At 73.7% G+C, this 21,249-nt stretch carries 22 protein-coding genes; 11 read left to right on the top strand and 11 right to left on the bottom strand.

The window, feature by feature from the left end; all coding sequences use genetic code 11:
* Positions 1-35 precede the first annotated feature (35 nt).
* Positions 36-1,034, top strand: a complete 999-nt coding sequence (locus Y09_RS05280; RefSeq protein ID WP_053916586.1) for a dihydroxyacetone kinase subunit DhaK — start codon at positions 36-38, stop codon at positions 1,032-1,034.
* Positions 1,035-1,045: 11 nt separating this feature from the next.
* Positions 1,046-1,717 (top strand): DAK2 domain-containing protein, encoded by a 672-nt coding sequence (locus Y09_RS05275; protein ID WP_053916584.1) that lies wholly within the window; start codon positions 1,046-1,048, stop codon positions 1,715-1,717.
* A 78-nt stretch (positions 1,718-1,795) separates the two neighbouring features.
* Here the strand turns inward: Y09_RS05275 and Y09_RS05270 are convergent, their stop codons facing one another.
* Positions 1,796-1,996, bottom strand: a complete 201-nt coding sequence (locus Y09_RS05270; RefSeq protein WP_053916582.1) for a hypothetical protein — start codon at positions 1,994-1,996, stop codon at positions 1,796-1,798.
* A 196-nt stretch (positions 1,997-2,192) separates the two neighbouring features.
* On the opposite strand from Y09_RS05270, the gene Y09_RS05265 reads away from it, so the two are divergent.
* On the top strand, positions 2,193-3,035 hold the full coding sequence (locus Y09_RS05265) for a sulfite exporter TauE/SafE family protein (RefSeq protein ID WP_053916580.1): 843 nt from the start codon (positions 2,193-2,195) through the stop codon (positions 3,033-3,035).
* Between the two features lie 32 nt (positions 3,036-3,067).
* On the opposite strand, the gene Y09_RS05260 is transcribed toward Y09_RS05265, so the two are convergent.
* Entirely contained in the window at positions 3,068-4,045 is a 978-nt protein-coding gene (locus tag Y09_RS05260) for a YafY family protein (protein ID WP_053916579.1), read from the bottom strand.
* Positions 4,046-4,180: 135 nt separating this feature from the next.
* Here Y09_RS05260 and Y09_RS05255 point away from each other — a divergent pair, with 135 nt between their 5' ends.
* From Y09_RS05255 to Y09_RS05240, 4 genes are all read left to right on the top strand, one after another.
* A complete protein-coding gene (locus Y09_RS05255) occupies positions 4,181-4,756 on the top strand; it encodes a DUF664 domain-containing protein (protein WP_010551897.1) in 576 nt (191 codons plus the stop codon).
* A 64-nt stretch (positions 4,757-4,820) separates the two neighbouring features.
* Positions 4,821-5,000: a hypothetical protein gene (locus Y09_RS05250; protein WP_053916578.1), complete on the top strand. Its 180-nt coding sequence runs from the start codon at positions 4,821-4,823 to the stop codon at positions 4,998-5,000.
* A 10-nt stretch (positions 5,001-5,010) separates the two neighbouring features.
* Positions 5,011-6,276: an MFS transporter gene (locus Y09_RS05245; protein WP_053916577.1), complete on the top strand. Its 1,266-nt coding sequence runs from the start codon at positions 5,011-5,013 to the stop codon at positions 6,274-6,276.
* Between the two features lie 116 nt (positions 6,277-6,392).
* Entirely contained in the window at positions 6,393-6,902 is a 510-nt protein-coding gene (locus tag Y09_RS05240; RefSeq protein ID WP_053916576.1) for an SRPBCC domain-containing protein, read from the top strand.
* 85 nt (positions 6,903-6,987) lie between these two features.
* On the opposite strand, the gene Y09_RS05235 is transcribed toward Y09_RS05240, so the two are convergent.
* The gene (locus Y09_RS05235; RefSeq protein WP_053916575.1) at positions 6,988-7,728 is read right to left on the bottom strand and encodes a sulfite exporter TauE/SafE family protein; all 741 of its coding nucleotides are present in this window, start codon (positions 7,726-7,728) and stop codon (positions 6,988-6,990) included.
* A 94-nt stretch (positions 7,729-7,822) separates the two neighbouring features.
* Between Y09_RS05235 and mgtE the strand changes: the two genes are divergently transcribed.
* Positions 7,823-9,178 carry a magnesium transporter gene (mgtE, locus tag Y09_RS05230; RefSeq protein ID WP_053916574.1) on the top strand — a complete coding sequence of 452 codons (1,356 nt, stop codon included), beginning with the start codon at positions 7,823-7,825 and terminating at the stop codon, positions 9,176-9,178.
* 8 nt (positions 9,179-9,186) lie between these two features.
* On the opposite strand, the gene Y09_RS05225 is transcribed toward mgtE, so the two are convergent.
* The 7 genes from Y09_RS05225 to Y09_RS05195 all read right to left on the bottom strand — a co-directional run bounded on the left by Y09_RS05225 (position 9,187) and on the right by Y09_RS05195 (position 16,347).
* Positions 9,187-9,978, bottom strand: coding sequence for an IclR family transcriptional regulator (locus Y09_RS05225; protein ID WP_053916573.1), 792 nt, complete (start codon positions 9,976-9,978; stop codon positions 9,187-9,189).
* A 51-nt stretch (positions 9,979-10,029) separates the two neighbouring features.
* Complete coding sequence (locus tag Y09_RS05220) at positions 10,030-10,995, bottom strand: sugar kinase (protein WP_053916572.1); 966 nt, start codon at positions 10,993-10,995, stop codon at positions 10,030-10,032.
* A complete protein-coding gene (locus Y09_RS05215) occupies positions 10,992-11,645 on the bottom strand; it encodes a bifunctional 4-hydroxy-2-oxoglutarate aldolase/2-dehydro-3-deoxy-phosphogluconate aldolase (RefSeq protein ID WP_053916571.1) in 654 nt (217 codons plus the stop codon). The genes Y09_RS05220 and Y09_RS05215 overlap by 4 nt, the downstream gene beginning before the upstream one ends.
* Before the next feature lie 38 nt (positions 11,646-11,683).
* Entirely contained in the window at positions 11,684-12,688 is a 1,005-nt protein-coding gene (locus tag Y09_RS05210) for an L-idonate 5-dehydrogenase (protein WP_053916570.1), read from the bottom strand.
* On the bottom strand, positions 12,688-14,211 hold the full coding sequence (locus Y09_RS05205) for a mannitol dehydrogenase family protein (protein ID WP_234695642.1): 1,524 nt from the start codon (positions 14,209-14,211) through the stop codon (positions 12,688-12,690). The genes Y09_RS05210 and Y09_RS05205 overlap by 1 nt, the downstream gene beginning before the upstream one ends.
* Positions 14,212-14,475: 264 nt before the next feature.
* On the bottom strand, positions 14,476-15,765 hold the full coding sequence (locus Y09_RS05200; protein ID WP_053916569.1) for an MFS transporter: 1,290 nt from the start codon (positions 15,763-15,765) through the stop codon (positions 14,476-14,478).
* 48 nt (positions 15,766-15,813) lie between these two features.
* Complete coding sequence (locus Y09_RS05195) at positions 15,814-16,347, bottom strand: MarR family winged helix-turn-helix transcriptional regulator (RefSeq protein WP_234695641.1); 534 nt, start codon at positions 16,345-16,347, stop codon at positions 15,814-15,816.
* Positions 16,348-16,673: 326 nt separating this feature from the next.
* Between Y09_RS05195 and Y09_RS18095 the strand changes: the two genes are divergently transcribed.
* Positions 16,674-16,796 (top strand): hypothetical protein, encoded by a 123-nt coding sequence (locus tag Y09_RS18095; protein WP_255351644.1) that lies wholly within the window; start codon positions 16,674-16,676, stop codon positions 16,794-16,796.
* Positions 16,797-16,802: 6 nt separating this feature from the next.
* Positions 16,803-18,203: an HNH endonuclease signature motif containing protein gene (locus Y09_RS05190; protein WP_053916568.1), complete on the top strand. Its 1,401-nt coding sequence runs from the start codon at positions 16,803-16,805 to the stop codon at positions 18,201-18,203.
* 94 nt (positions 18,204-18,297) lie between these two features.
* On the opposite strand, the gene Y09_RS05185 is transcribed toward Y09_RS05190, so the two are convergent.
* Positions 18,298-19,380 carry a Gfo/Idh/MocA family protein gene (locus tag Y09_RS05185; RefSeq protein ID WP_053916567.1) on the bottom strand — a complete coding sequence of 361 codons (1,083 nt, stop codon included), beginning with the start codon at positions 19,378-19,380 and terminating at the stop codon, positions 18,298-18,300.
* Between the two features lie 288 nt (positions 19,381-19,668).
* Here Y09_RS05185 and Y09_RS05180 point away from each other — a divergent pair, with 288 nt between their 5' ends.
* Entirely contained in the window at positions 19,669-21,246 is a 1,578-nt protein-coding gene (locus tag Y09_RS05180) for an aspartate:alanine exchanger family transporter (protein ID WP_053916566.1), read from the top strand.
* The last annotated feature ends 3 nt before the right edge of the window (positions 21,247-21,249 follow it).

The following is a 21,249-nucleotide window of genomic DNA, read 5'->3' as shown; positions in this document are numbered from 1 at the left end:
TCGGGATCGAGCATCCGCCAGCGGGAAGGACCCTCATGCGACGCAGCATCGTCAACGACCCCGACCAGCTCGTCCCCGAGGCGCTGGAGGGCTTCGTCCTCAGCCATCCGGGCCGCCTCGCCCTCGACGCCGAGCACCGCTTCGTGCGCCGCGCCGAGCCCGCGAGGGGCAAGGTCGGCCTCGTCTCCGGCGGCGGCTCCGGCCACGAACCCCTGCACGCAGGCTTCGTCGGGAAGGGCATGCTCGACGTGGCGGTCGCCGGCGCCGTCTTCGCGAGCCCCACCGCGCTGCAGGTCCTCGAGGCCACGAAGGCCGCGGACTCCGGCCACGGCGTCGTCCAGATCGTCAAGAACTACACCGGCGACGTGCTGAACTTCCGCATCGCCGGCGAGATCAGCGGCGACTCCGAGGTGGAGACCGAGATCGTGCTGGTGGACGACGACCTCGCCACCGACACGGCCGACGGGGGAGGCCCGGGCCGCCGCGGCACCGCCGCCACCGTGATCGTCGAGAAGGTGTGCGGAGCCGCCGCCGAGGAGGGCCAGGACCTCGCCGCGGTCGCCGCCGTCGGACGACGCGCCGCCGCCTCCGCCCGCACCATGAGCCTCGCACTGACCGCCGGAACCCATCCGGGTGATGAGGAGCCCCAGTTCGCCCTCGGCGACGACGAGGTCGAGCTCGGCGTCGGCATCCACGGCGAGCGCGCCGCCCAGCGCGTCCCCTTCACCACCGCCGACGGCCTCACCGACCTGCTCCTGGACCCGCTGCTGGAGGAGCTCGGCCTGGAGCGCGGCGCCGAGGTGCTCGCGATCGTGGGCGGCCTCGGCGGCACCTACGCTCTCGAGCTGAACCTCGTCGCCCGTCGCCTCCACCACCGCCTGGGCGACGCCGGCCTCGCTGTCGGCCGCAGCCTCGTCGGCTCCTACGTGACCAGCCTCGACATGCACGGCGTCTCGCTGACGCTGATGCCGCTGGACGAGGAGCTGCGCCGTCTCTGGGACGCGCCCGTCCAGACCCCTGCCCTGACCTGGTGAGGAGCACCGCGATGACCGACCACGCCCTGCCCGACGACTTCGGCCGTCTCGTCGTCACGACCCTTCGCGAGAGCCTCGAGGGTGCCGCGCCCGCGCTCGGCGACCTCGACCGCCGTGCCGGAGACGGCGACTTCGGCGACAACGTCCGCGTCGCCATGAAGAACCTCGGCCGCGAGCTCGAGGGCGGCGAGCCCGCCGACTACCGCGGCTGGGTCACCGCCATGTCCCGCGCCTGGCTCGGCGTGGGCGGCACCTCCGGGCCCCTGTTCGGCATGTTCTACCGTGATCTCGCGAGGGCCGCCGGCGACGGCGAGGCCCCGGACCTCGCCGCGCTCGCCGAGGCGCTCGCGGCCGGGCAGGCCGTGATCCAGAAGTACGGCGAGGCCGAGGTGGGCGACCGCACCATGGTCGACGCCCTCGCCCCGGCCGTCACCGCGCTGCGCGAGGCCGCCGGCTCCGGGGCCGATGCCGTGCACGCGCTCGGCGCCGCGGAGAAGGCCGCGATCGACGCCGCGAAGGGCACCGCCGAGCTCACCGCCCGACGCGGCCGCGCCAGCTACGTCGGCGACAGCGCGAAAGGCGTCATGGACCCCGGAGCCTGCGCGATGGCGCTGGTCGTCGGCGCGCTGCGCGCCGCGGCCGGGGCCGACGGGGGAGAGGTCCGCGCCGACTGGATCGGGTGAGGCCCGCGCATCGTCTCGTGCCTTCGAGCTCAGCAGCTCGGCCGGCGACGGGCCATCGGCGGAACGCGGCGGATCGGTTCAGCGTCGCGCTCGACGCCGAGTCTTCCGCGGGTTCTCGGCGAGGATCCTGCGTGCTTTCATCGCGAACTCGTCGGCGAGCTCCAGGAACTCTGCGTCGAGACGGTCTTCCACGATGAAGCGCTCGTTGCCGCGGGACTCCATCTGCACGGTGTAGGTCCGAGCGCTGTCATCGGGGCGGGGACGGGAGCCGAGTGTCATCGCGATCTCCTCATGCTGGTTCGGACACGAGTCTACCGAGGAGCCCCGCACGGCCGGAAGGGATGGCGGGCGGCGCCGGCGCGCTCCGGGACATCTCGAGGATCTCCTGGATGAGGATCTCGTTCCGCAGGACTGTGGATGACGGCTCCGGACACCTCGCGCACCGCAGACTCGCCCGCTGGTAGGTTCGCTCTTCGTGTCCGACCTCGCCGCCCTGCTCCCCGATCTCAGCACCACCTCGTGGCTGCTGGTGGTGCTCGGCGCGCTGATCGTCGGCTTCTCCAAGACCGCGCTGCCCGGCGCAGGGACCCTCGCCGCAGGCGCGTTCGCACTGGCCATGCCCGCGAAGGAGTCCACCGCCGCGCTCCTGCTGCTGCTGATCCTCGGCGACATGACGGCGCTGTGGGTGTACCGACGCGAACCGGACTGGCGCACCCTCGTGCGCCTCCTCCCCAGCGCCATGGTCGGCGTGATCATCGGCGTGTTCTTCTTCGCCGCGGTCGACGACACCACCGTGCGCGTCACCATCGGCGTGATCCTGCTGGCGCTGGTCACCCTCACCCTCGTCCGCCGCGCCCAGGCCGCCCGCCGCACCGCGGCGGAGTCGGAGGCGTCGGACCACTCTTCGGCCCCCGGGCCCGCGACCCGCGCCGAGTCCGAGGGCGGCCGCCGCAAGGGCGCCGCCGCGACCGCGCAGGGCATCGGCTACGGCCTGCTCGGCGGCTTCACCACCATGGTCGCCAACGCCGCCGGGCCCGTCATGTCGCTGTACCTGCTGATGATGCGGATGCCGGTGCTGACCTTCCTGGGCACCTCGGCGTGGTTCTTCGCCGTGATCAACCTGTTCAAGCTGCCCTTCTCCGCAGGGCTCGGCCTGTTCACCGCCGAGACCCTCGCGATGGACGCGCTGCTCGTGCCGGTCGTGCTGCTGGCCGCCTTCGCGGGCGCGAAGGTCGCCCGCCGCATCTCCCAGTCGGTCTTCGACAAGCTGGTGCTGGGCCTGACGGTCCTCGCCGCGATCGGCCTGCTCATTCCCTGACCGGGGTCGGGCCCTCACCGCAGCTCGGCCCGTCACGGCTCCTCGTCGGCCCCCGCGCCAGCGCCCGGCCCGGCCGACGCCGCCCAGCGGCCGAGCCGTTCGATCTCCTCCAGCAGCTCGGGCGGGTCGATGACCTCGACCGGCGCGCCGATCCGGGCCAGGTGCAGCGCCACCCAGGTCAGGTCATCGGCGCCGGCGCGGAGCACGCAGGCGTCCTCCCCGTCGGCCTCGAGCGTGCCGGAGCGTGCCGGGACGTGGGGTGCGATCTGGTCGTACGGGGCCAGGATCCGCACGGTGCAGGCGGTGGGGTAGGAGCTGACGGTGATCGACTCCCGCACCGCGGCCTCGATGTCCGGGACGGGGCGGTCGGTGATCGGCAGGGTCGAGGCGCTCACCTCGTGCATGCGGTCCAGGCGGAAGGTGCGCCAGTCCTCCCGCTCCAGGTCCCAGGCGAAGAGGTACCAGCGCCCCTCCATCGACAGCACCCGGCGCGGCTCGAGGCGCCGCTCGAACCGCTCCCCGTCGGCCCGCTCGTAGTCCACCCGCACCCGCACCCCGTCCCGCACCGCGGTGACCAGGGACAGCAGCACCTCCGAGCGGGCGCCGGGAGCGTGACGGGAGATCACGCCCATCGCCTCGGAGACCGCACCGACCTCCGCTCGCACGGACGCGGGCAGGATCCGGTCCAGTGCCGCGAGCGCCCGCAGCGCCTCCTCGTCCAGCCCGTCGATACCGGACGAGGCGGCGAGCCGCAGGCCGACGGCGACCGCGACCGCCTCCGGGGAGCTCAGCAGCAGCGGAGGCAGGGCCCGGCCCGCGCCGAGCTGATACCCGCCGCCGTGCCCGGCCGAGGTCAGCACCGGATAGCCCATCTGCCGCAGCCGATCCACGTCCCGGCGGACGGTCCGCGTGGTCACGCCCATCTCGTCGGCCAGCTCGGGCCCGGTCCACACCGAGCGGGACTGCAGCAGCGCCAGCAGACGCAGCGCCCTCGTGGTCACGTCGCTCATCGCGCCTCCTCGTCCCGCGTCGACCGGTGTCCGGTCCTGGTGGTGCACAGTCTGCCCCGCTTCGCGGACAGGATCTGTCCGCATCGGTGCGGAGGGTGGGGCCTGTCAGCATCCGCACCCACCGAGGAGCACCCCATGCCTTTCCTGACCGCCGAGACCACCGACGAGCGTGACAGCCTCGCCACCTTCGCCCAGCAGCAGATCGAGCAGGTCGCCACCGCCCTGCACGGACTCGACCAGGAGCAGCTCGCCCTGGTCCCGAGCGCCTCCGGGATGAGTCTCGGCGCGCTCGCCCGCCACGTCCTGCTGATCGCGGGCGGCGCGGCGCTGTCCATCGCCGCCGCCCCCGGACCGGGCTCCGACCCCGAGCGCACCCCGGAGCAGCTGCAGGCCGAGGGTGGGCTCGCCCCCGACGCCCTGCGCCCCGAGGACACCCCGGCCTCCCTCATCGCGCAGCTGCACCAGGCGGGGGAGGAGCTCGCCGCCGCGATCCGCGCCGCCGACCTCGACATGCTCGCGCCCGTCCCCGACGCGCCCTGGTTCGAGGGCCGCACCCGCTGGAGCCTGCGCTGGTACGCCCTGCACCAGATCGAGGAGAACGCCCGGCACGCCGGCCACGCCGACATCCTTCGCGAGAGCATCGACGGGAAGGGCGCCTACGAGCTCAACGCGCTCGCCGCCGGCCAGGAGTGGCCGCCGGCAGGGTGGTGAGCGCCAGGCGCCCGCGCCCCGCCCCCGACCATCCCTGCTCACGGTCGGCCCCAGGAGGAACGCCATGACCGACGACGACGCCGACCGCACCCCCGCCCCGTTCACCTCCATCGCCTGGCGGCTCGGCCACGTCATCGTGGGCGTGCTCGCCGTGCGCGGCACAGGCGCGCCGCCACCGAAGCGCCCTGCCGCCCGGACGGCCAGGGTGTGGACCTCCCTGGGCAGGGAAAACGCCTGCCCATAGGCTCGGCAGGGTGAGCATCCCCGACGCCGAGCAGGCACCGCCGACCCTGACCCGACGCCGCACCGCCGGGGCCCGCGTCACGATCACCCTCGCCGCGCTCGGCATGCTCGGCCCGTTCACGATCAACACCGTCTTCCCCGCGTTCGCGCAGATCGGCGAGGAGTTCGACGCCTCCGACGTGGTCCTCCAGCAGCTGATCAGCGTCTACCTCGCGTCCTTCGCGGTGATGAGCGTGTTCCACGGCCCGCTCTCGGACGCCCTCGGCCGCAAGAAGGTCATGCTCGCCGGGCTCGCGATCTACATCGTGGCGATGTTCGGGGCGGTGCTCGCCACCGGGCTCGGGGCGCTCATCGCTCTGCGGATCCTGCAGGGCGTCAGCGCCGGCGCGGCCACGATCGTCTCCCGCGTCGTGGTGCGGGACCTGTTCGCCGGCGCCGAGGCGCAGCGGCTGATGGCCCGGATCATGATGATCTTCGCGCTCGCCCCCGTGATCGCGCCCGTCCTCGGCGGCTGGCTGCTGCTGCTCGGCGACTGGCGCTGGGTGTTCGCCGGCGTCGGCCTCTACGGCGTGCTGGTCCTCGTGCTCACCGCCCTGATGCCCGAGTCGCTGCCGAAGGAGGCCCGGATCCCGCTCCGGATCGGCGCCGTGCTCGGGTCCCTGTGGGAGGTGGGCCGCTCCCCGATGATGCTGCGGATCGCGCTGGCCACCGCCTTCGGCTTCGCCGCCCACTTCGTGTTCGTCGCCGCCGCGCCGATCATCGTGGTGCGCCTGCTGGGCCTGGGCGAGCAGGACTTCTGGGTGCTCTTCGCCCCGCTGATCATCGGGATGATGGCCGGCTCCCTGGTCGTCGGTCGCGCGGCCGACGTGATGGACCGCAGCCGGCTGATCACGATCGGCTACATCGGCACCCTCGCCACCAGCGTGCTGAACCTCGTGCTCGTGCTCCTGGCGCCCGACCCGGCCGGCGGCCTGGACCTCACGCTGCTGCCCGTCCTCGTCGGCCCCGCGCTGATGTCCTTCACCGCCTCCCTCTTCTTCGCCCCGATGCAGCTGGAGATCCTCGAGCTGTTCCCGCACCAGCGCGGCGCCGCCGCCTCGATGGGCACCTTCTTCACCCTCGTGATGAACGCGCTGCTCTCCGGCGTGATCGCCCCGCTGATCACCGGCAGTCTCACGGTGGTGGCGCTCGCCGCGCTCGGCTGCGTGATCGTCGGGGCGCTGCTGTGGGCCTGGCACCTGGCCGACCGTTCCCGTCGGCTGGCCGCCGCCGCATGAGCCGCCCGGCCGACGGGCGGACCGCTCGCCGCGGTGGGATCGACCCCGCCCCGTCCCCGGGCTACGGTGGGGCCGCCACCGCGCCGGCCCGGCCGCGACCGACCTCGGGAGAGCACATGAGCATCACCGGAAGACTCGACGGCGGCGACCTGGTGCTGCGCCGCACCGTCCCCGCCTCGCGGACGCGGATCTGGCAGCACCTCACCGACCCGGACCGCCTCGCCACCTGGTACGGGACCTACTCCGGCGACCCCGCGAGCGGCGTCGTCGAGGTGACCATGACCGCCGAGCCCGGTGAGCCCGCCACTTCCCCGTGGAGCATCCACGCCTGCGAGCGCGAGCGACTGCTCATCGTCAGCTCCGCCCTCGGCGACCAGGTCTGGAAGCTCTCGCTCGAGCTCGAGGGCGGCTCCGACGGGGCCGGCGGCGCCGCGGGCGACCTCACCCACCTCGCGCTGCGCCACCACGACGTGCCCGCCGACATGGTCGAGCACATCGGCCCCGGCTGGGAGTGGTACCTCGACCGGCTCGTCGGCGCCGTCACCGGCTCCCGCGTGCCGGGCATGGACGTGTGGGACGCGGAGTACATGAGCCGCGCCCCCGCGTACGCCGCGCTCGCCGACTGAGCGCTCGCCGACCGGGCGCTCGCCGACCGGGCGCTCGCCGGCCGGGCGCCCGTCGATCGGACCTCGCGCGCCGGGCGCGCGGCGCTCAGCCCAGCAGCACGAGACCGCGCACGAGCGCGAGCAGCGAGCCCGCCACCGCCAGCACCATCACGATCCGCATCGCCCGCTCCGGCGGGATCCTCGGCCCCAGCCACGACCCGACGATCGTGCCCGTGAGCAGCGCGAGGACGAGCACCGCCCAGCTCACCGGCGGCAGGGTGGGCAGCGCCCGCTTCGCCAGGAGCGAGACGATGCTCAGCACCAGGAACTGCAGCTGGGCAGTCGCCGCGAACTGCCGGTGCGGCCACCCCGTCGCCCGCGCATAGATCACCACCCCCGGACCGCCCACACCGGCGGTCACGTTCATGAACCCGGAGGCCAGCCCGCCCACCGCGCCTAGCGACTGCGACCTCGGCAGGGTGCGACCGCGCAGCAGCAGCGTCAGCGCGAGACCCGCGATCACCACGGCGCTGACCGTGACCATCAACGGCGCCTCGGGGATCAGTGACACCGCGACCGCGCCCGGAATCACCCCCACCACGCCCATCGGCACGAGCACCGCCGCTCGCGGCCAGTCCACGTCGTGCCGCTGTGCGGCGAGGTTCAGCGCCGAGGACAGCGCCCCGCACAGGTTCGTCACCAGGATCCCCTCGAAGGGGCCGAGCACCAGCACCAGGAACGGCGCGGACAGCAGCGCGAACCCCATCCCCGTGGACCGCTGCGCGAGCGCCCCGACCAGCACCGTCACGGCGAGCCCCAGCAGCGGAAGCAGGAGCGGTCCGGTCATGGGCTCCAGGCTACGTGCCGCTCGAGGCGCCCGACCGGTCCGCCGGCCGACGAACCCCGCCTGCATCACAGCGCCCGTCGGCCACAATGGCTCCGTGACCTCCACCGCCTCCCTCGACACCGTCCTCGACCTGCTGCGCGCGGACCCGCAGAGCGAGGCCGAGCTCGAGCACCTCGCCCGCGAGGCGCAGCTCCTGCCCGCCGGGGAGCTCGTCTACCTCGTCGACACCCGCCCCGCGACCGAGGCCGCGCTGCTGTTCAGGGTGCTGGACAAGGCGCGAGCGCTCGCCGTCTTCGAGGGCCTCAGCCCCGACCACCAAGCCGAGCTGATCTCCGCCCTGCGCACCCCGCAGGTCGCCGAGATCATCGGCGACCTCGACCCCGACGACCGCGCCTCGCTGTTCGACGAGCTGCCCGCCTCCGTCGCCGAGCGCCTCATGCACGGCCTGGACGCCGACGAGCGGGCGATGACCACCGCGGTGCTCGGCTACCCGCGCCACGCGATCGGACGGTACATGTCCCCGGAGGTGCTCGCGCTGCGCCCCGAGCAGACCGTCGCCGAGGCGCTCGCCGAGGTGCGCGAGCGCGGCGAGGACGCGGAGACCGTGTACCTCCTGCCCGTCGTGGACTCCTCCCGCGTGCTGCTGGGGGTCGTGGGCCTGCGCCGCCTGCTGCTGACCGCGCCGGAGGAGCGCGTGGGTGACCTCGCCCACGAGGCCGTCCGCGCCCGCGCGACCGACGACCGGGAGGAGGCCGCCCGGCGGTTCTTCGCCGCGAAGCTGCTGGCCATGCCGATCGTCGACGCGGAGGAGCGGCTCGTCGGAGTGCTCACCGTCGACGACGCGGTGGACATCATCGAGCGGGAGAACGCCGAGGACTCCGCCCGCACCAGCGGCTCCGAGCCGCTGACCCGCTCCTATCTCGCCACCCCGATCCTGCGCGTGGTCCGCTCCCGCATCGTGTGGCTGCTGGTGCTGGCGGTCTCCGCGATCCTCACCGTGCAGGTGCTGGAGATCTTCGAGGACCGCCTCGAGCAGGTGGTCGTGCTCGCGCTGTTCATCCCGCTGCTGACCGGCACGGGAGGGAACACCGGCAACCAGGCCGCGACCACCGTCACCCGCGCCCTCGCCGTCGGCGAGGTGCGGGTGCGGGACCTGCCGCGCGTGGTGTGGAAGGAGCTGCGCGTCGGCGCCGTGCTGGGGGCGGTGCTCGGGTGCCTCGGGTTCGCCGTCTCCGGGCTCGTCTACGGCCTGTCGATCGGGCTCGTGATGGGGCTGACGCTGCTGTCCATCTGCATCATGGCTGCGATCGTCGGCGGGCTGATGCCGCTGGTCGCCAAGCGGATCGGCGCTGACCCGGCAGTGTTCTCCAACCCGTTCATCTCGACCTTCTGCGACGCGACGGGGCTGATCATCTACTTCACGATCGCGACGGTGGTGCTGGGGCTGTAGGCGGGGGCTCAGCCGAGGGCCGCGACGCTGAAACCCGTCGGCGCGAGCGCCGCCAGCTGCTCCCGCAGGAGAGCGCCGACCTCCTCGCGCCGCGCCGCGTCCATGCGCTCGATCGGTCCGGTCACGCTCACCGCGAGCGAGCGCCCGCCCGGCCGTACCAGTGCCACGCCGACGCAGGCGATCCCCGCCTCGTTCTCCTCGATCTCGGAGGCCCAGCCGCGCTGCTCCGCCTCGGCGATGACCTCCGTGAGATGGGCAGATGTCACGGCGCGGCCGTCGTCGTCCCTCTCAGTGGCTCGTACATAGGACTCCAGCCCCGCACCGCGGACACCGTCGGCCGTGAGGATCGCCCGGCCCATCGCGGTGCGGGCCGCGGGGGCCCGGCTGCCCACCCGCGACCAGACTCGCAGCGCGCGCTCGGGCTCGACCTTGTCGAGGTAGAGCACGTGCGGACCGTCGAGCCGGCCCAGGTGCACCAGCTCCTGCACCTCCTGCGAGATCGCGGCGAGGGCCGGCGCCATGAGGACGGGCAGGTTCTCCTCCCGCTCGAAGCGGCTGGCGAGCAGCGGGAGCGCGGCACCCAGGCGGTAGGTCTGGTCCGTGACGGCCTGCTCGGCGAAGCCCCGATGCATCAGCGCGCGCAGCAGCCGGTGCGCCGAGGCCTTGTTCAGGCCGCTCTCGGCGGAGATGTCGCGCAGGGTCATCCCCTCGGGCCCCGCCTCGGCGAGGACCTCGAGCAGGGACAGCGCCTTGTCGACGCTGCCGACGGGGGAGGGGCCGGGGGAGGGCGTCGTCGTCATGGGTCCATTCTCTCGTCGCCGGGGTACGGCATCGCACCTGCCTGTTTGCCCTCACCGCGAGACCGGGTCCGCCTCCCCGCCGTGCAGGAACGCCTCCAGCGCCGCGCCGTCGGGCGCCCCCTCCCAGTCCCCGGGAGCGGTGCAGGCCAGCGCCCCGCAGGCGTTCGCGCGCTCGAGCCGGCCCGGGACGTCCAGTCCGTCCAGCCGCGCGCTGAGGTAGCCGGCGACGAAGGCGTCCCCGGCCCCGACCGTGTCGACCACGTCCACGCGATGCCCGGCGGCCTCGTGCAGCCGCCCGTCCACGAGCGCGGCCGCGCCGTCGGGGCCGAGCTTCGCGACCACCTCGCGGCCGGGCCGTGCGAGCGCGGGCAGGAGCGCGCGGGCGTCGCTCCCGTCGACCTGCGGGGCCAGCAGTGCGAGCTCCTCCGCGCCGCCGAAGAGGACGTCCACGTGCTCGAGCACGTCCTCCAGCAGCTCGGCGAGATGCTCGGCGGAGCCCAGGCGGGAGCGGTGGTTCACGTCGAGGCTCACCGTGGTGCCCGCCGCGACCGCGCGCTCCACGGCGACGCGCACGGCCTCCCGCGCGGACGGTGACAGCAGTGGGGTGATGCCGCTGACGTGCAGGATCTCCGCCTCCTCGATCAACCCGTCGGGAAGATCGGCGGGGGAGAGGGCGGAGGCGGCGGAGCCGGCGCGGTAGTAGTCCACACGGGTGGTCGTGCCCGTCGGGCGGGACTTCAGCATCAGCCCCGTCGGCCGCTCGGGATCGACCGCGCAGCGCACCTCGACGCCCTCGCCGCGGATCTCCCGCACCACGCGCGTGCCCAGCGGATCCGCGCCCACCCGGCTGATCCAGGCGGCCTGCACCCCCAGGCGCTGCAGCCCGATGGCGAGGTTCGACTCGGCGCCGCCCAGGGAGATGTCGACCGACGGGAGATGCGCGAGCGAGCCGATGGTGCTGCTGCGCAGCAGCGCCATGGTCTCGCCGACGGTCACCACGCGGGCGCGTGCGCTCATGCCCCGGCCTCGCGCGTGGTCACGGCGACGAACTGCGCCGCCCGCTCCGCGAGCGCCTCGAGGCTCCCGCCGGAGAGCGCATCGCCCAGCAGCGGTCCGCCGACGGAGACCGCGTCGGCCCCGGCGCGAAGCCAGGCCTGCGCGGCCTCGAGGTCCACGCCGCCCGAGGGCACCACGCGGATCCCCGGGAAGGGACCGCGCAGGTCCTTCACGTAGCCGGGCCCCACGACGGAGGCGGGGAACACCTTCACCGCCGCCGCCCCCGCGGCCCATCCCGCGTGCAGCTCGCTCGGGGTCAGCCCGCCGGGCACGATCGCGATGCCGACGTCGACGGCCGCCTCGAGCAGGTCCGCACGGGTGATCGGGGTGACGATGTAGTGCGCGCCCTGCCGCACGGCCGTGGCCAGGTCCGACGGGTCCGTGACGGTGCCGATCCCGATGTCCATCCGGTCCCCGAAGCGCTCGAGCAGCTCCGGCAGCGCCTCGAGCGTGCCGAGCGTGGACAGCGTCAGCTCGACCGAGCGGATGCCGGCGCCCGCGAGGGTCTCGAGCACGGGGGCGTACTGGTCCGCCTCGCGGCCCCGGATCACGACGATCAGACGGGCGGCGGCGGTGCGCTCGGGGAGCGCGGGGCGGGCGGTGTCGGACATGCGGGTCTCCTGGGAGGTCGGGCGGGCGGCGGACGGGCTCAGAGAGCCAGCAGCACCTTCGCGGAGCGGGAGGCGTCCCGCGCGGTGGCGAAGGCCTCCGTCGCCTGGTCGAGCGGGATCGTCTGGGTGACCACGGCGTCGAAGCGCGCGTCGCCCTCGAGCAGCGTGATCGCCTCGTCGATCTCGACGTCGAAGCGCTGGGTCCCGCGCAGCTGGACCTCCTTGGACACCAGCGCGGCGAGGTTCACCGGGATGTCCTGGTCCGGGAGGATCGCGACCTGCACGATGATCCCCGCGGGACGCACGGCCTGGACCGCGGAGGACAGCGAGACCGGCGCGGCCGAGCACTCGAGGACCACGTCGTAGGAGTTCGCCTCGGGCATCTCCTCGGTGACCAGGATCGTGCGCTCCGCGCCGAGCGCGGCGGCGCGCTCCAGCGGCTCCGGGCGCACGTCGGTGACGTGCACGGAGGCGGCGCCGCGGTGCAGCAGCGAGGCGACGGCGAGCAGGCCGATCGGTCCCGCTCCCAGCACGAGGCAGTCCTTGCCCGCCACGTCGCCGGCGATCGTGACAGCGTGCAGGGACACGGCCAGGGGCTCGGCCAGGGCGCCGCGCTCCAGCGGCAGCGAGTCCGGCAGCACGCGCAGGTTCGCGCGGTCGATCACGAGGAACTCCGCGGCGGCGCCCTGACGGTGCGGGGTCACCGAGGCGCTGCCCAGGTAGTCGCCGCCCGGCCACAGGTGGGGGCGGTCCTCGATGCCGGGGGCGCTGGTGCCGTAGCGGGCCGGGTGCACGGTGACGGGGGTGCCCGGGGCGAGCTCGCCGCTGGGGTCCAGGTCCACCACGGCGGAGAGCTCGTGGCCCGGGATCAGCGGCTCCGTGATGACATAGGCGCCGTTCGCCCCGTTGTAGTAGTAGTGCAGGTCGGAGCCGCAGATGCCGACGTAGGCGACCTTCAGCCGCACCTGCCCCTCACCGGGCTCGACGGTCGGGACCTCCTCGAGGCGGGCGTCCTCGGCGGCGTGGATGAACAGGGCCTTCATCAGCGGTTCTCCTTCAGGGATGCGTCCAGGGCCTCGGTGGCCGCGGCGCGCGGGCCCGAGGTGACGAGGGTGGTCAGCAGTGCGCCGACCAGGTCGGTGAACTCCTCGCGGGCGGCGAGCTCCTCGGTGAGGCAGCCGCTCTCGAGCAGGATCCTCGCGTGCTCCGCCGGGGAGATCGCCCGGGCGGCGATCTCCTGCAGACGGGCCTGGGCGGGGTCGGTCATCGCGCGCGCCTGCTCGCCGGGATCGAACCCGCGCGGCGGGGCGACGCAGGCGAACCAGGCGGCGACGGTGAGGGCCAGCAGCGCGGGCGTGCGGCCGGCTTCGAGGTGGTGCAGTGCCGGGACGGGGATCCGCTGCGGCAGCCGCATCGACCCGTCGGAGCCGACCTGGCGGGTGCGGTGGCCGAGGTCGTGGTTGTGCCAGCGGTGCGCGAGGTCCTCGAGATAGGCGTCGGGGTCGAATCCCGCGGGCAGCTCGATCGTGGGCAGCATCTCCTCGCGGATCAGGCGCATCGTCGCCTCCGCGATCCAGTCCTGGTCGAAGGACTCGGGGATGATGACCCGGCCGTCGAGCGCCCCGAGATAGGCGATCAGGGAGTGGGGGCCGTTGAGCAGGCGGAGCTTCACCTGCTCGTAGCGCTCGACCTCGGAGGCGTCGGGGGTGAGGATCGCGCCGCCGCGCTCCCAGGCGGGGCGTCCCGCGGCGAAGTCGTCCTCGACCACCCACATCGAGAAGCGCTCGGCGCGCACCGGGGCCTCGTCCCGCACGCCCAGCAGCGCCGCGACCTCGTCGCTCGTCGCCGCGGTGGTGGCCGGGACGATCCGGTCCACCATCGCGTCGGGGAAGGAGACGCGCTCCCGCACGAAGCGCAGCACGTCCTCGGGGGCGTTCGAGAGCTCGAGGAACTCCTCGACCATCCGGCGTGCGGTGCGGCCGGCGGCGGAGACGTTGTCGCAGGGCAGCACCGTGAACGGCTCCCCGCCCTCGGCGCGGGCTGCGAGGCCCCGGGCGAGCAGGCCGATCACGGTGCGCGGCGTGCCGGCGCCCTCCAGATCCGCGCGCAGGGCGGGATCGTCCGTGTCCAGCCGGCCGGTGCGCGGGGAGACGTAGTAGCCGCCCTCGGAGACGGTGAGTGTGAGCAGGCGGCGGTGCGGGTCCGCGATCTCGCGCACCACCCGGCCCGGCTCCTCGGTCATCACGCCGAAGCCGCGATGCACGTCCACCAGGTCCGCCCGGGTGCCCGCGTCGGACATCTCGAGGACGGAGTAGATCCCGTCCTGTCGCGCCATCGGCTCGATCACCGAGCGCGAGCGGTTCGCGAAGCCGACGATGCCCCAGTCGCCCTCCTCCGCGGCGAGGGCACGGGCGGTGTGCACGGCGGCGTGCGCGCGGTGGAAGGCGCCGAGGCCCAGGTGGATGATGCCGGCACGCGCCGGGTCCAGCGGAGCGGAGGCGCCCAGCTGCGGCAAGGAGCCGAGGCGGGAGCGGTCGAGCCGGGGTGCGGGGGCGACGTCGGACACGGGACCTCCTGGTCGATGCGAGATCGCGGGGACGCCGCGATGCGGTGTCCCGACGGCGGTGAGGGCTGCTGCTCGAGCATCGCACCCCGTCGGGCGTTTTGCATAACAGAACGCATGTTTCGGAACACGCAACAGCTTAGCAAGGCGGGCGTCCGACGAGAATCTCCACCACCGTCGGCCCGACGAGCGGGGCCCCGGGACGCCTCCTCGCATCCCGGGGCCCCGCCCGTCGGCCGACCCGCGCACCGGCCGGCCTGCCGGCTCTCACACCTCGTCGCCGACGGTGATCGCCTCGGCCTCCTCGGCGGCGCTCAGGTGGTGCTCCTGGCCGACCGCGGCGAGGTGCCGTCGGCCGATCATCAGCATGGCCATGCTGAGCGCGAGGGTGAGCGCCGCGAGCAGGTAGGGGGCGCCGGCGGTGGTCGCCGCCGCGAGGGGGCCGGCCACGGCCGGGGCGATCGCGCCGCCCAGGAAGCGCACGCCGGAGTACGCCGAGCTCGCCACGCCGCGCGGCAGGTCGGTGGCCTCCATGACCGTCTCGGTCAGCGCCGTGTTCATGATGCCCAGCAGCAGCCCGCCGATCACGATCAGCACGATCATCGCGGTCATCGAGGTGTGGACCAGGGCGAGCGCCACCATCACCGCGGTGAGCAGGCCGAGCGTCGTCAGCAGCGTCGGGATCAGGCCCAGGCGGCGCGTCAGCACGGGCGCAGCGAACACCGAGGTGATCGCGAGCGCGAGGCCCCAGCCGAAGAACACCCCGCCGATGTCCATCGCGCCGAACTCCATGCCGTGCGCGGCCGCGGCGGCCTCGAGCGGGAAGGGGGAGTAGGCCAGCAGGGTGAAGAAGCCGAAGTTGTAGAAGATCGCAGTCAGCGCCAGGGTGCGCAGCGCCGGGTTCCCGAGCGCCCGCAGGGCTGCGAGCGGGGAGACGTGAGCGGGCTTCGCCTCGCGCTGCAGCAGCACCGCGATCGCGAGCGCGCCGATGCCCATCAGCACCGCGGTGCCGGCGAACGGGGCGCGCCAGGAGACCGAGCCGAGCAGGCCGCCGAGCAGCGGCCCGAGCGCCATGCCGATCCCGAGCGCGGTCTCGTAGAGGATGATCGCGCCGCCGCTCGGGCCCGCGGTGGCGCCGACGATCGCGGCGAGCGCGGTCGAGATGAACAGCGCGTTGCCGAGCCCCCAGCCCGCCCGCAGTCCGATGATCTCGTTGACCGACCCGGCGCCAGCGGCGAGCGCCGCGAAGAGCACCACGAGCACGAGGCCGATCATCAGCGTGCGCTTCACGCCGACGGCGGAGGCGAACCAGCTGGTGAAGAACATGGCGATCGCGGTGATGAAGAGATAGCTGGTGAACAGCAGCATCGCCTGCGAGGGGGAGGCGTCCAGCTGCTCGCTGATCGCGGGGAGGATCGGGTCCACCAGGCCGATGCCCATGAAGGACACGGTCGCGGCGAAGGCGATCGCCCACACCGCGCGCGGCTGGTGGAAGGCGTCGCGCAGCGTGGGCGCCGACGGGACCGCCTGCGCGGCGGCCTGGCTGGTCGTGGTCATGCGGGACTTCTTTCCGGGGAGGGGACGGGGCGGGCGGGGTGCGGCGGCTCAGCCGTCGTGCGACTCGAGGACCCGGGCCAGGAGCTCGGAGGCACGGGCGAGGGTCGCCAGGTCCTCCTCGGGCAAGGGCTCGAGGAGGGCGCCGACGCCGGTGGCGAGCTGCCCGCGCCAGGCGGCCAGCTGCGTGGAGCCGGCCTCGGTGGTGCTGACCAGGGAGGAGCGGGAGTCGGTGGGGTCCGCCTCGCGGCGCACCAGGCCCTCCTCCTCCAGGCGCTTGATGACGGTGGTCGCGGTGGGGCGTGAGACCCGCTCGCGCTCGGCGATCGCGCTCAGCCGCAGCGGTCCGAGCCGCTCGATCGTCGCCACCACCCGCCAGGACACCGAGCCGACGCCCACCTCGGAGCGGCGCGCGGCGAGCCGGGCGAACTGGCTGCACACGAGCGCGAGGTGCTGGGGGAGCTCGGCGAGGACGGGGTCGACGGCCAACGGGGTCGCGGCGTCCAGTGCGGCATCGCCCTCCGGCCCCGACGTGGTGCCGGCAGGGGTCTGCGGGGAGGGGGTGGAAGGCGGTGTTCTGGTCACGACGACCGATAGTAGTTTGCATTGCTAACTATGGCAAGGGGGTGCTCGCCGCCTCGCCTCCCCTTGTCGTCCCGAGCACCCTCCTCGCCGTCCCGCACCTCGTCCCGTGCCCGCCCCCGCGACCGCTCCTCGTGGAGCGCGAAGCCGTCGGCCGTGCGTCTCGGCCTCCTTGCCGTCCGCCTTCTTCTCCTCCGCGCGAACTCGCGTCTGCGCGACCGTTCCTCCACAGCGGGCATCGATCCACATCGGCGCAGGTGGGGATGAACTCCAGGCCTTTCTCGACTGGACTGGAGGACCGCACTCCCGTCACTCGGTCGGAGGACGTCATGACCCTCATCGCCCCACCACCGCCCAGCCCCGACGTCGACCCGCCTTCGCCCGGCTCCGCTCCGCCCCCGCGGCTCGACCGCGAGCACGCCGAGCGGCTCGGCCGACGGATCCAGAACTAGGCCGCGGTGATCGCCCAGGCCACGTGCGAGTTCCTGCTGATGCTCGCGGAGTTCGACGCGCGCGAGGGAGTGCGGTTCTACGAGGGGCTGAAGTCGACCGCGCACTGGCTCGGCTGGGCCTGCTCGATGGCCGCCGGCACCGCGCGGGAGCACCTCCGCGTCGCCCGCGCGCTGCCCGCGCTGCCGCTCACCGTCGCCGAGTTCCGTGCAGGGAGGCTCTCCTACTCCAAGGTCCGCGAGATCACCCGCGTCGCGGATCGCGTCGAGGAGGAGGTCCTGGTCGAGATGGCCCGCGCGATGACCGCCTCCCAGCTCGCGCGCACGGTCTCCTCGTTCCGGGCGGTCGACGGCTCCCGGCTCGACCAGGACTCGCGGCGCGAGGCGCGCTGGCATGTGCGGGAGGACGGCATGGTCGAGATCCGCGCGGTCCTGCCCGCGGAGACCGGCGCCGAGCTCCTCACCGCCCTCGAACTGGCGCTGGACCGCGACGGCACGGCCCCACCCTCGAGCACTGAGACGGCCGCATGCTCCGCGATCGCCGAGCGCTGCGCCGAGATCACGACCGAGGCGACCCTCGACCAGCGTCGCGCCGACGCCCTCCACGACCTTGCCCGCACCTATCTCGCCGCCGAGCCGGATGACCGCTCCGGCGAGGACCGCCATCTCGTGGTCGTGCAGGTCAACGCCGAGTCACTCTCCGAAAGCGTTCCCGCGGGAACGCTTCCGCGCTGCGGAGTCGCAGGCGGCGGACCCCTCGAGCCCCGTACCGCCGAACGCCTCGCCTGCACCGGGAAGGTCTCGCTCGCCCTCGCCGACGTCCACGGCGAGATCCTCCACCTCGGCCGCGCCCGGCGCCTCGCCTCCCGGGCCCAGCGCCGCGCCCTGCGACTCCGCGACGGGACCTGCGTCTTCCCCGGCTGCCACCAGAGCAAGCACCTCGACGCCCACCACCTCACGCCCTGGTCGGAGGGCGGGCCGACGGATCTCGACGAGCTCGCGCTGCTGTGCCGGCGCCACCACGTGATGGTCCACGAGGGCGGGCTGCGGCTCGTGCGGTCGCGCTCGGGTTCGTCCGGCGCCGTCCCCGCGGGCCTCGGCCCCCGGTTCCTCGTGCTTGACGCCGACGGGCATCCGGTCCAGGCGCGCTGGCCCGCGATGCTCGAGCGGCTGATCCTCCGCCCCGATCCCGCGGAGGGCGATGTGGACCCGGAGGGTCCGGCGAGCGAAAGGATTCCGCAGAGCGGAGAGCTGCCGGGAAGCGAGGAGGCTCCGGGGAGCGGCAAGGACTCCGGGACGCCGAGCGGCCGCGACCCGGAACGGATCGCGGCCACCACGGGTGGGACGGGGTTCCGCCTCGCCGACTGCGTGCAGGCCCTGTGCGAGAACGTGCTCTCGCGCGTCGCCTGACCTCAGCCGACGAGCACCGACGCGCACATGCGCATCAGGCCCCTCTCGTGGTGGCCTCGGCCCGGCGGCCGACGAGTCCGCCGGCCGATGAGGCTCAGCGACCGGTGAGCTCCCGTGCCTGCTCCTGCGCCGTCAGCGCGAGCTCGACGGCCTTGAAGGCGTGCTCCTGGGTCATCGCGTTCTCGGTGCGGTGCAGCACGTCGAGCATCAGCTCGCCGAAGAAGGGGTAGCCCACCTTCCCGTCGGCCTCGAGGCGGTGCTCGCCCTCGGAATCCACCAGGATCACCTGGTTCGGGCCGTTGTCGGTGGTGACGTCGACGTACTTGCGCAGCTCGAGGTAGCCCTCGGTGCCCACCACGAAGGTGCGGCCGTCGCCCCAGGTGCGCAGGCCCGACGGGGTGAACCAGTCCACGCGGACGAAGCCCGTCGCCCCGGAGGAGAGCGCGACGTGCGCGTCGCCGAAGTCGTCGAGCTCGGGATGGTCGGGGTTGCCGAAGTTGCCGATCGAGGAGGAGAGGATCTCCGCGTCGTCCGAGCCGGTGAAGGTGAGCATCTGCTCGAAGTTGTGCGAGCCGATGTCGGTGAGGATGCCGCCGTAGCGGGCGCGCTCGAAGAACCAGTCGGGGCGGGAGGAGGGATCGCCCAAGCGGTGCGGGCCCATGCCGGTGACCTGCAGGACCTTACCGATCGCACCCTTCTGGATGAGCTGGGTGGCCAGCACCGCGGCCTCCACGTGAATGCGCTCGGAGTAGTAGACCATGTACTTCTTCCCGGTCCGCGCGACGGCCGCCTTCGCCTCGGCGAGCTGCTCGAGGGAGATCAGCGGGGTCTTGTCCGTGAAGTAGTCCTTGCCGGCCTCCATCACGCGGATGCCGAGCGGGGCCCGGTCCACGGGGACCGCCGCGGCGGCGACGAGGTGCACCTCCGGGTCGGAGAGCACCTCCTCCTCGCTCGAGGCGATGGTGACCTCGGGGAACTGCTCCTTGAACGCGGCGGCGCGCTCGGGCTGCGGGTCGAACACCCACTTCAGCGTGCCGCCCGCACCGAGCAGACCCTGGGTCATCCCGCCGATGTGGCCGTGGTCGAGATGCATCGCGGCGAACACGAACTCCCCGGGCTCGACCACCGGCTTCGGCATCGCGGCGGGGGCGTAGTTGGCACCTTCGGAGACGGCCATCGACAGTCCTTTCGGTCGAGAGTGCGGGCTGGGGCCCGGTCATAGTCGCCACCAGTGTCGTGCACCACGAGGTGCGATGGCGCGGAGTGCCGGGGGTTGCCAGTCGCGCGGGGCGGCGCCGCCGCGCGGGCCGCGACCTCCGTCGGCCCTCCCTTCCGGCGTGACCTCGGACAACCCCGGCTCGTCGGGCACGGCCGACGGGCCTATCGTGGACCTGAACCCCCACACTGCGGTGCCCGTGCACGAGCGCGCCCGTCCCGCTCGAGGGCGGGCCCGGGAAGGACCCCCGTGATCGACGCCCTCGCGAACAGCCCCCTGCTCACGCTGTTCCTGGTCGTCGCGACCGGGGCCGTGCTCGGCGCGATCCCCTTCGGCCGGATGCGCTTCGGCGCCGCGGGCGCCCTGTTCACGGGCCTGGCCCTGTCCGCGATCGCCCCGCAGCTCGGCGACGGCATGCAGATCGTGCAGACCCTCGGGCTCGCCCTGTTCGTCTACACCGTCGGCATCTCCGCCGGCGCCACCTTCTTCGCCACGCTGAACAAGCAGCTGCCGCTGCTGGGCGCCGCGACCGTCGCCACCGTCATCGCCGCGCTCGCGACGATCCTGCTCGGCCACGCCCTCGGGATCGAGCGGGACCTGGGCCTGGGACTGTTCACCGGCGCGCTCACCGCCGCCCCCGCGCTCGACGCCGCCTCGCGCCTGACCGGCACGGCGGGCCCGTCCGTCGGCTACTCCTTCGGCTATCCGATCGGCGTGATCGTCGGAATCGTGCTGGTCTCCATGGTCGTGGGCCGTGCCTGGCCCGGGCGGGGCGACACCCCCGCGCTCGCCGGGACCAGCCTCGCCTCCACCACCGTGCTCGTCCACCGCACCGTGAATCTGCGCGACGTGCCGCAGTGGTACCAGCAGCGGGTGCGCTTCTCCTATCTGCGCCGGGACGGCACGGTGCGCGTGATCGTGCCGGGCGAGGACCTGCTGGCGGGGGACGAGGTGGTCGCCGTCGGGATGCCCGAGGCGGTCGAGGAGGTCGTCGCCGAGCTCGGCGAGCGCTCGACCCGGCACGTCGCCCACGACCGCTCCCTGGTCGAGTTCACGCGCATGACCGTCTCGAACCCGGACCTCGCCTCCCGCTCCATCGCCGAGCTGAACCTGCCCGTCCGCTTCGGCGCCGTGGTCACCCGGGTGCGGCGCGGGGACCTGGAGCTGCTGGCCCGCGACGACCTGATCCTCGAGCCCGGGGACCGCATCGCCGTGGTCGTGGACCGGGCGGAGCTCGACGCCGTGCACCGCTTCCTCGGCGACTCCGACCGCCGGGTGAGCGAGCTGGACGTGCTCTCCCTCGGCCTCGGGCTGATGCTCGGCGTGGGCCTGGGCATGGTCACCGTGCCGATGCCGGGCGGGAGCGCCTTCTCCCTCGGCCCGGCCGCGGGACCGCTGATCGTCGGTATGGCCCTCGGGGCGCTGCGCCGCACCGGCCCGATCGTCTGGTCCCTGCCGGGCGGTGCGAACACCACCGTGCGCCAGCTGGGGCTGCTGCTGTTCCTCGCCGCGCTCGGCCTCACCGCCGGGGCCGAGGTCGCCGCCGTCCTCGCCTCGCCGATGGCCTGGCGCGCCGCGCTGCTGTCCGTGGTCGTCTCCGCGCTCTCCTGCGTGGTGCTGCTGCTGGCCGCCCGCTGGGTGCTGGACCTCTCCGCCGCGCGCTCCGCCGGCGCTGTCGCGGGCTTCCTCGGCCAGCCCGCGGTGCTGGACGCCGCGAACTCCCGCAAGGCCGACGAGCGGATCGAGACCGCCTACGCCACCCTGTTCGCCTTCGCGATGGTGGTGAAGATCCTGCTGGTCCCGGTCATCTGGAACGTGCAGGGCTAGCGT

It is taken from the genome of Brachybacterium sp. SW0106-09 (genome assembly GCF_001293905.1).
GTDB lineage: Bacteria > Actinomycetota > Actinomycetes > Actinomycetales > Dermabacteraceae > Brachybacterium > Brachybacterium conglomeratum.
This window is presented reverse-complemented; position numbering and strand designations above follow the sequence as displayed.

Bases quoted from the DNA above. Each gene is read 5' to 3' on its own strand.
- Y09_RS05185 (WP_053916567.1), bottom strand. From the start codon at position 19,380: ATGGCCGTCTCCGAAGGTGCCAACTACGCCCCCGCCGCGATGCCGAAG.
- Y09_RS05220 (WP_053916572.1), bottom strand. From the start codon at position 10,995: ATGAGCGCACGCGCCCGCGTGGTGACCGTCGGCGAGACCATGGCGCTG.
- Y09_RS05200 (WP_053916569.1), bottom strand. From the start codon at position 15,765: ATGACCACGACCAGCCAGGCCGCCGCGCAGGCGGTCCCGTCGGCGCCC.
- Y09_RS05250 (WP_053916578.1), top strand. From the start codon at position 4,821: ATGACCGACGACGACGCCGACCGCACCCCCGCCCCGTTCACCTCCATC.
- Y09_RS18095 (WP_255351644.1), top strand. From the start codon at position 16,674: ATGACCCTCATCGCCCCACCACCGCCCAGCCCCGACGTCGACCCGCCT.
- Y09_RS05255 (WP_010551897.1), top strand. From the start codon at position 4,181: ATGCCTTTCCTGACCGCCGAGACCACCGACGAGCGTGACAGCCTCGCC.
- Y09_RS05270 (WP_053916582.1), bottom strand. From the start codon at position 1,996: ATGACACTCGGCTCCCGTCCCCGCCCCGATGACAGCGCTCGGACCTAC.
- Y09_RS05280 (WP_053916586.1), top strand. From the start codon at position 36: ATGCGACGCAGCATCGTCAACGACCCCGACCAGCTCGTCCCCGAGGCG.
- Y09_RS05210 (WP_053916570.1), bottom strand. From the start codon at position 12,688: ATGAAGGCCCTGTTCATCCACGCCGCCGAGGACGCCCGCCTCGAGGAG.
- Y09_RS05240 (WP_053916576.1), top strand. From the start codon at position 6,393: ATGAGCATCACCGGAAGACTCGACGGCGGCGACCTGGTGCTGCGCCGC.
- Y09_RS05215 (WP_053916571.1), bottom strand. From the start codon at position 11,645: ATGTCCGACACCGCCCGCCCCGCGCTCCCCGAGCGCACCGCCGCCGCC.
- Y09_RS05260 (WP_053916579.1), bottom strand. From the start codon at position 4,045: ATGAGCGACGTGACCACGAGGGCGCTGCGTCTGCTGGCGCTGCTGCAG.
- Y09_RS05225 (WP_053916573.1), bottom strand. From the start codon at position 9,978: ATGACGACGACGCCCTCCCCCGGCCCCTCCCCCGTCGGCAGCGTCGAC.
- Y09_RS05275 (WP_053916584.1), top strand. From the start codon at position 1,046: ATGACCGACCACGCCCTGCCCGACGACTTCGGCCGTCTCGTCGTCACG.
- Y09_RS05235 (WP_053916575.1), bottom strand. From the start codon at position 7,728: ATGACCGGACCGCTCCTGCTTCCGCTGCTGGGGCTCGCCGTGACGGTG.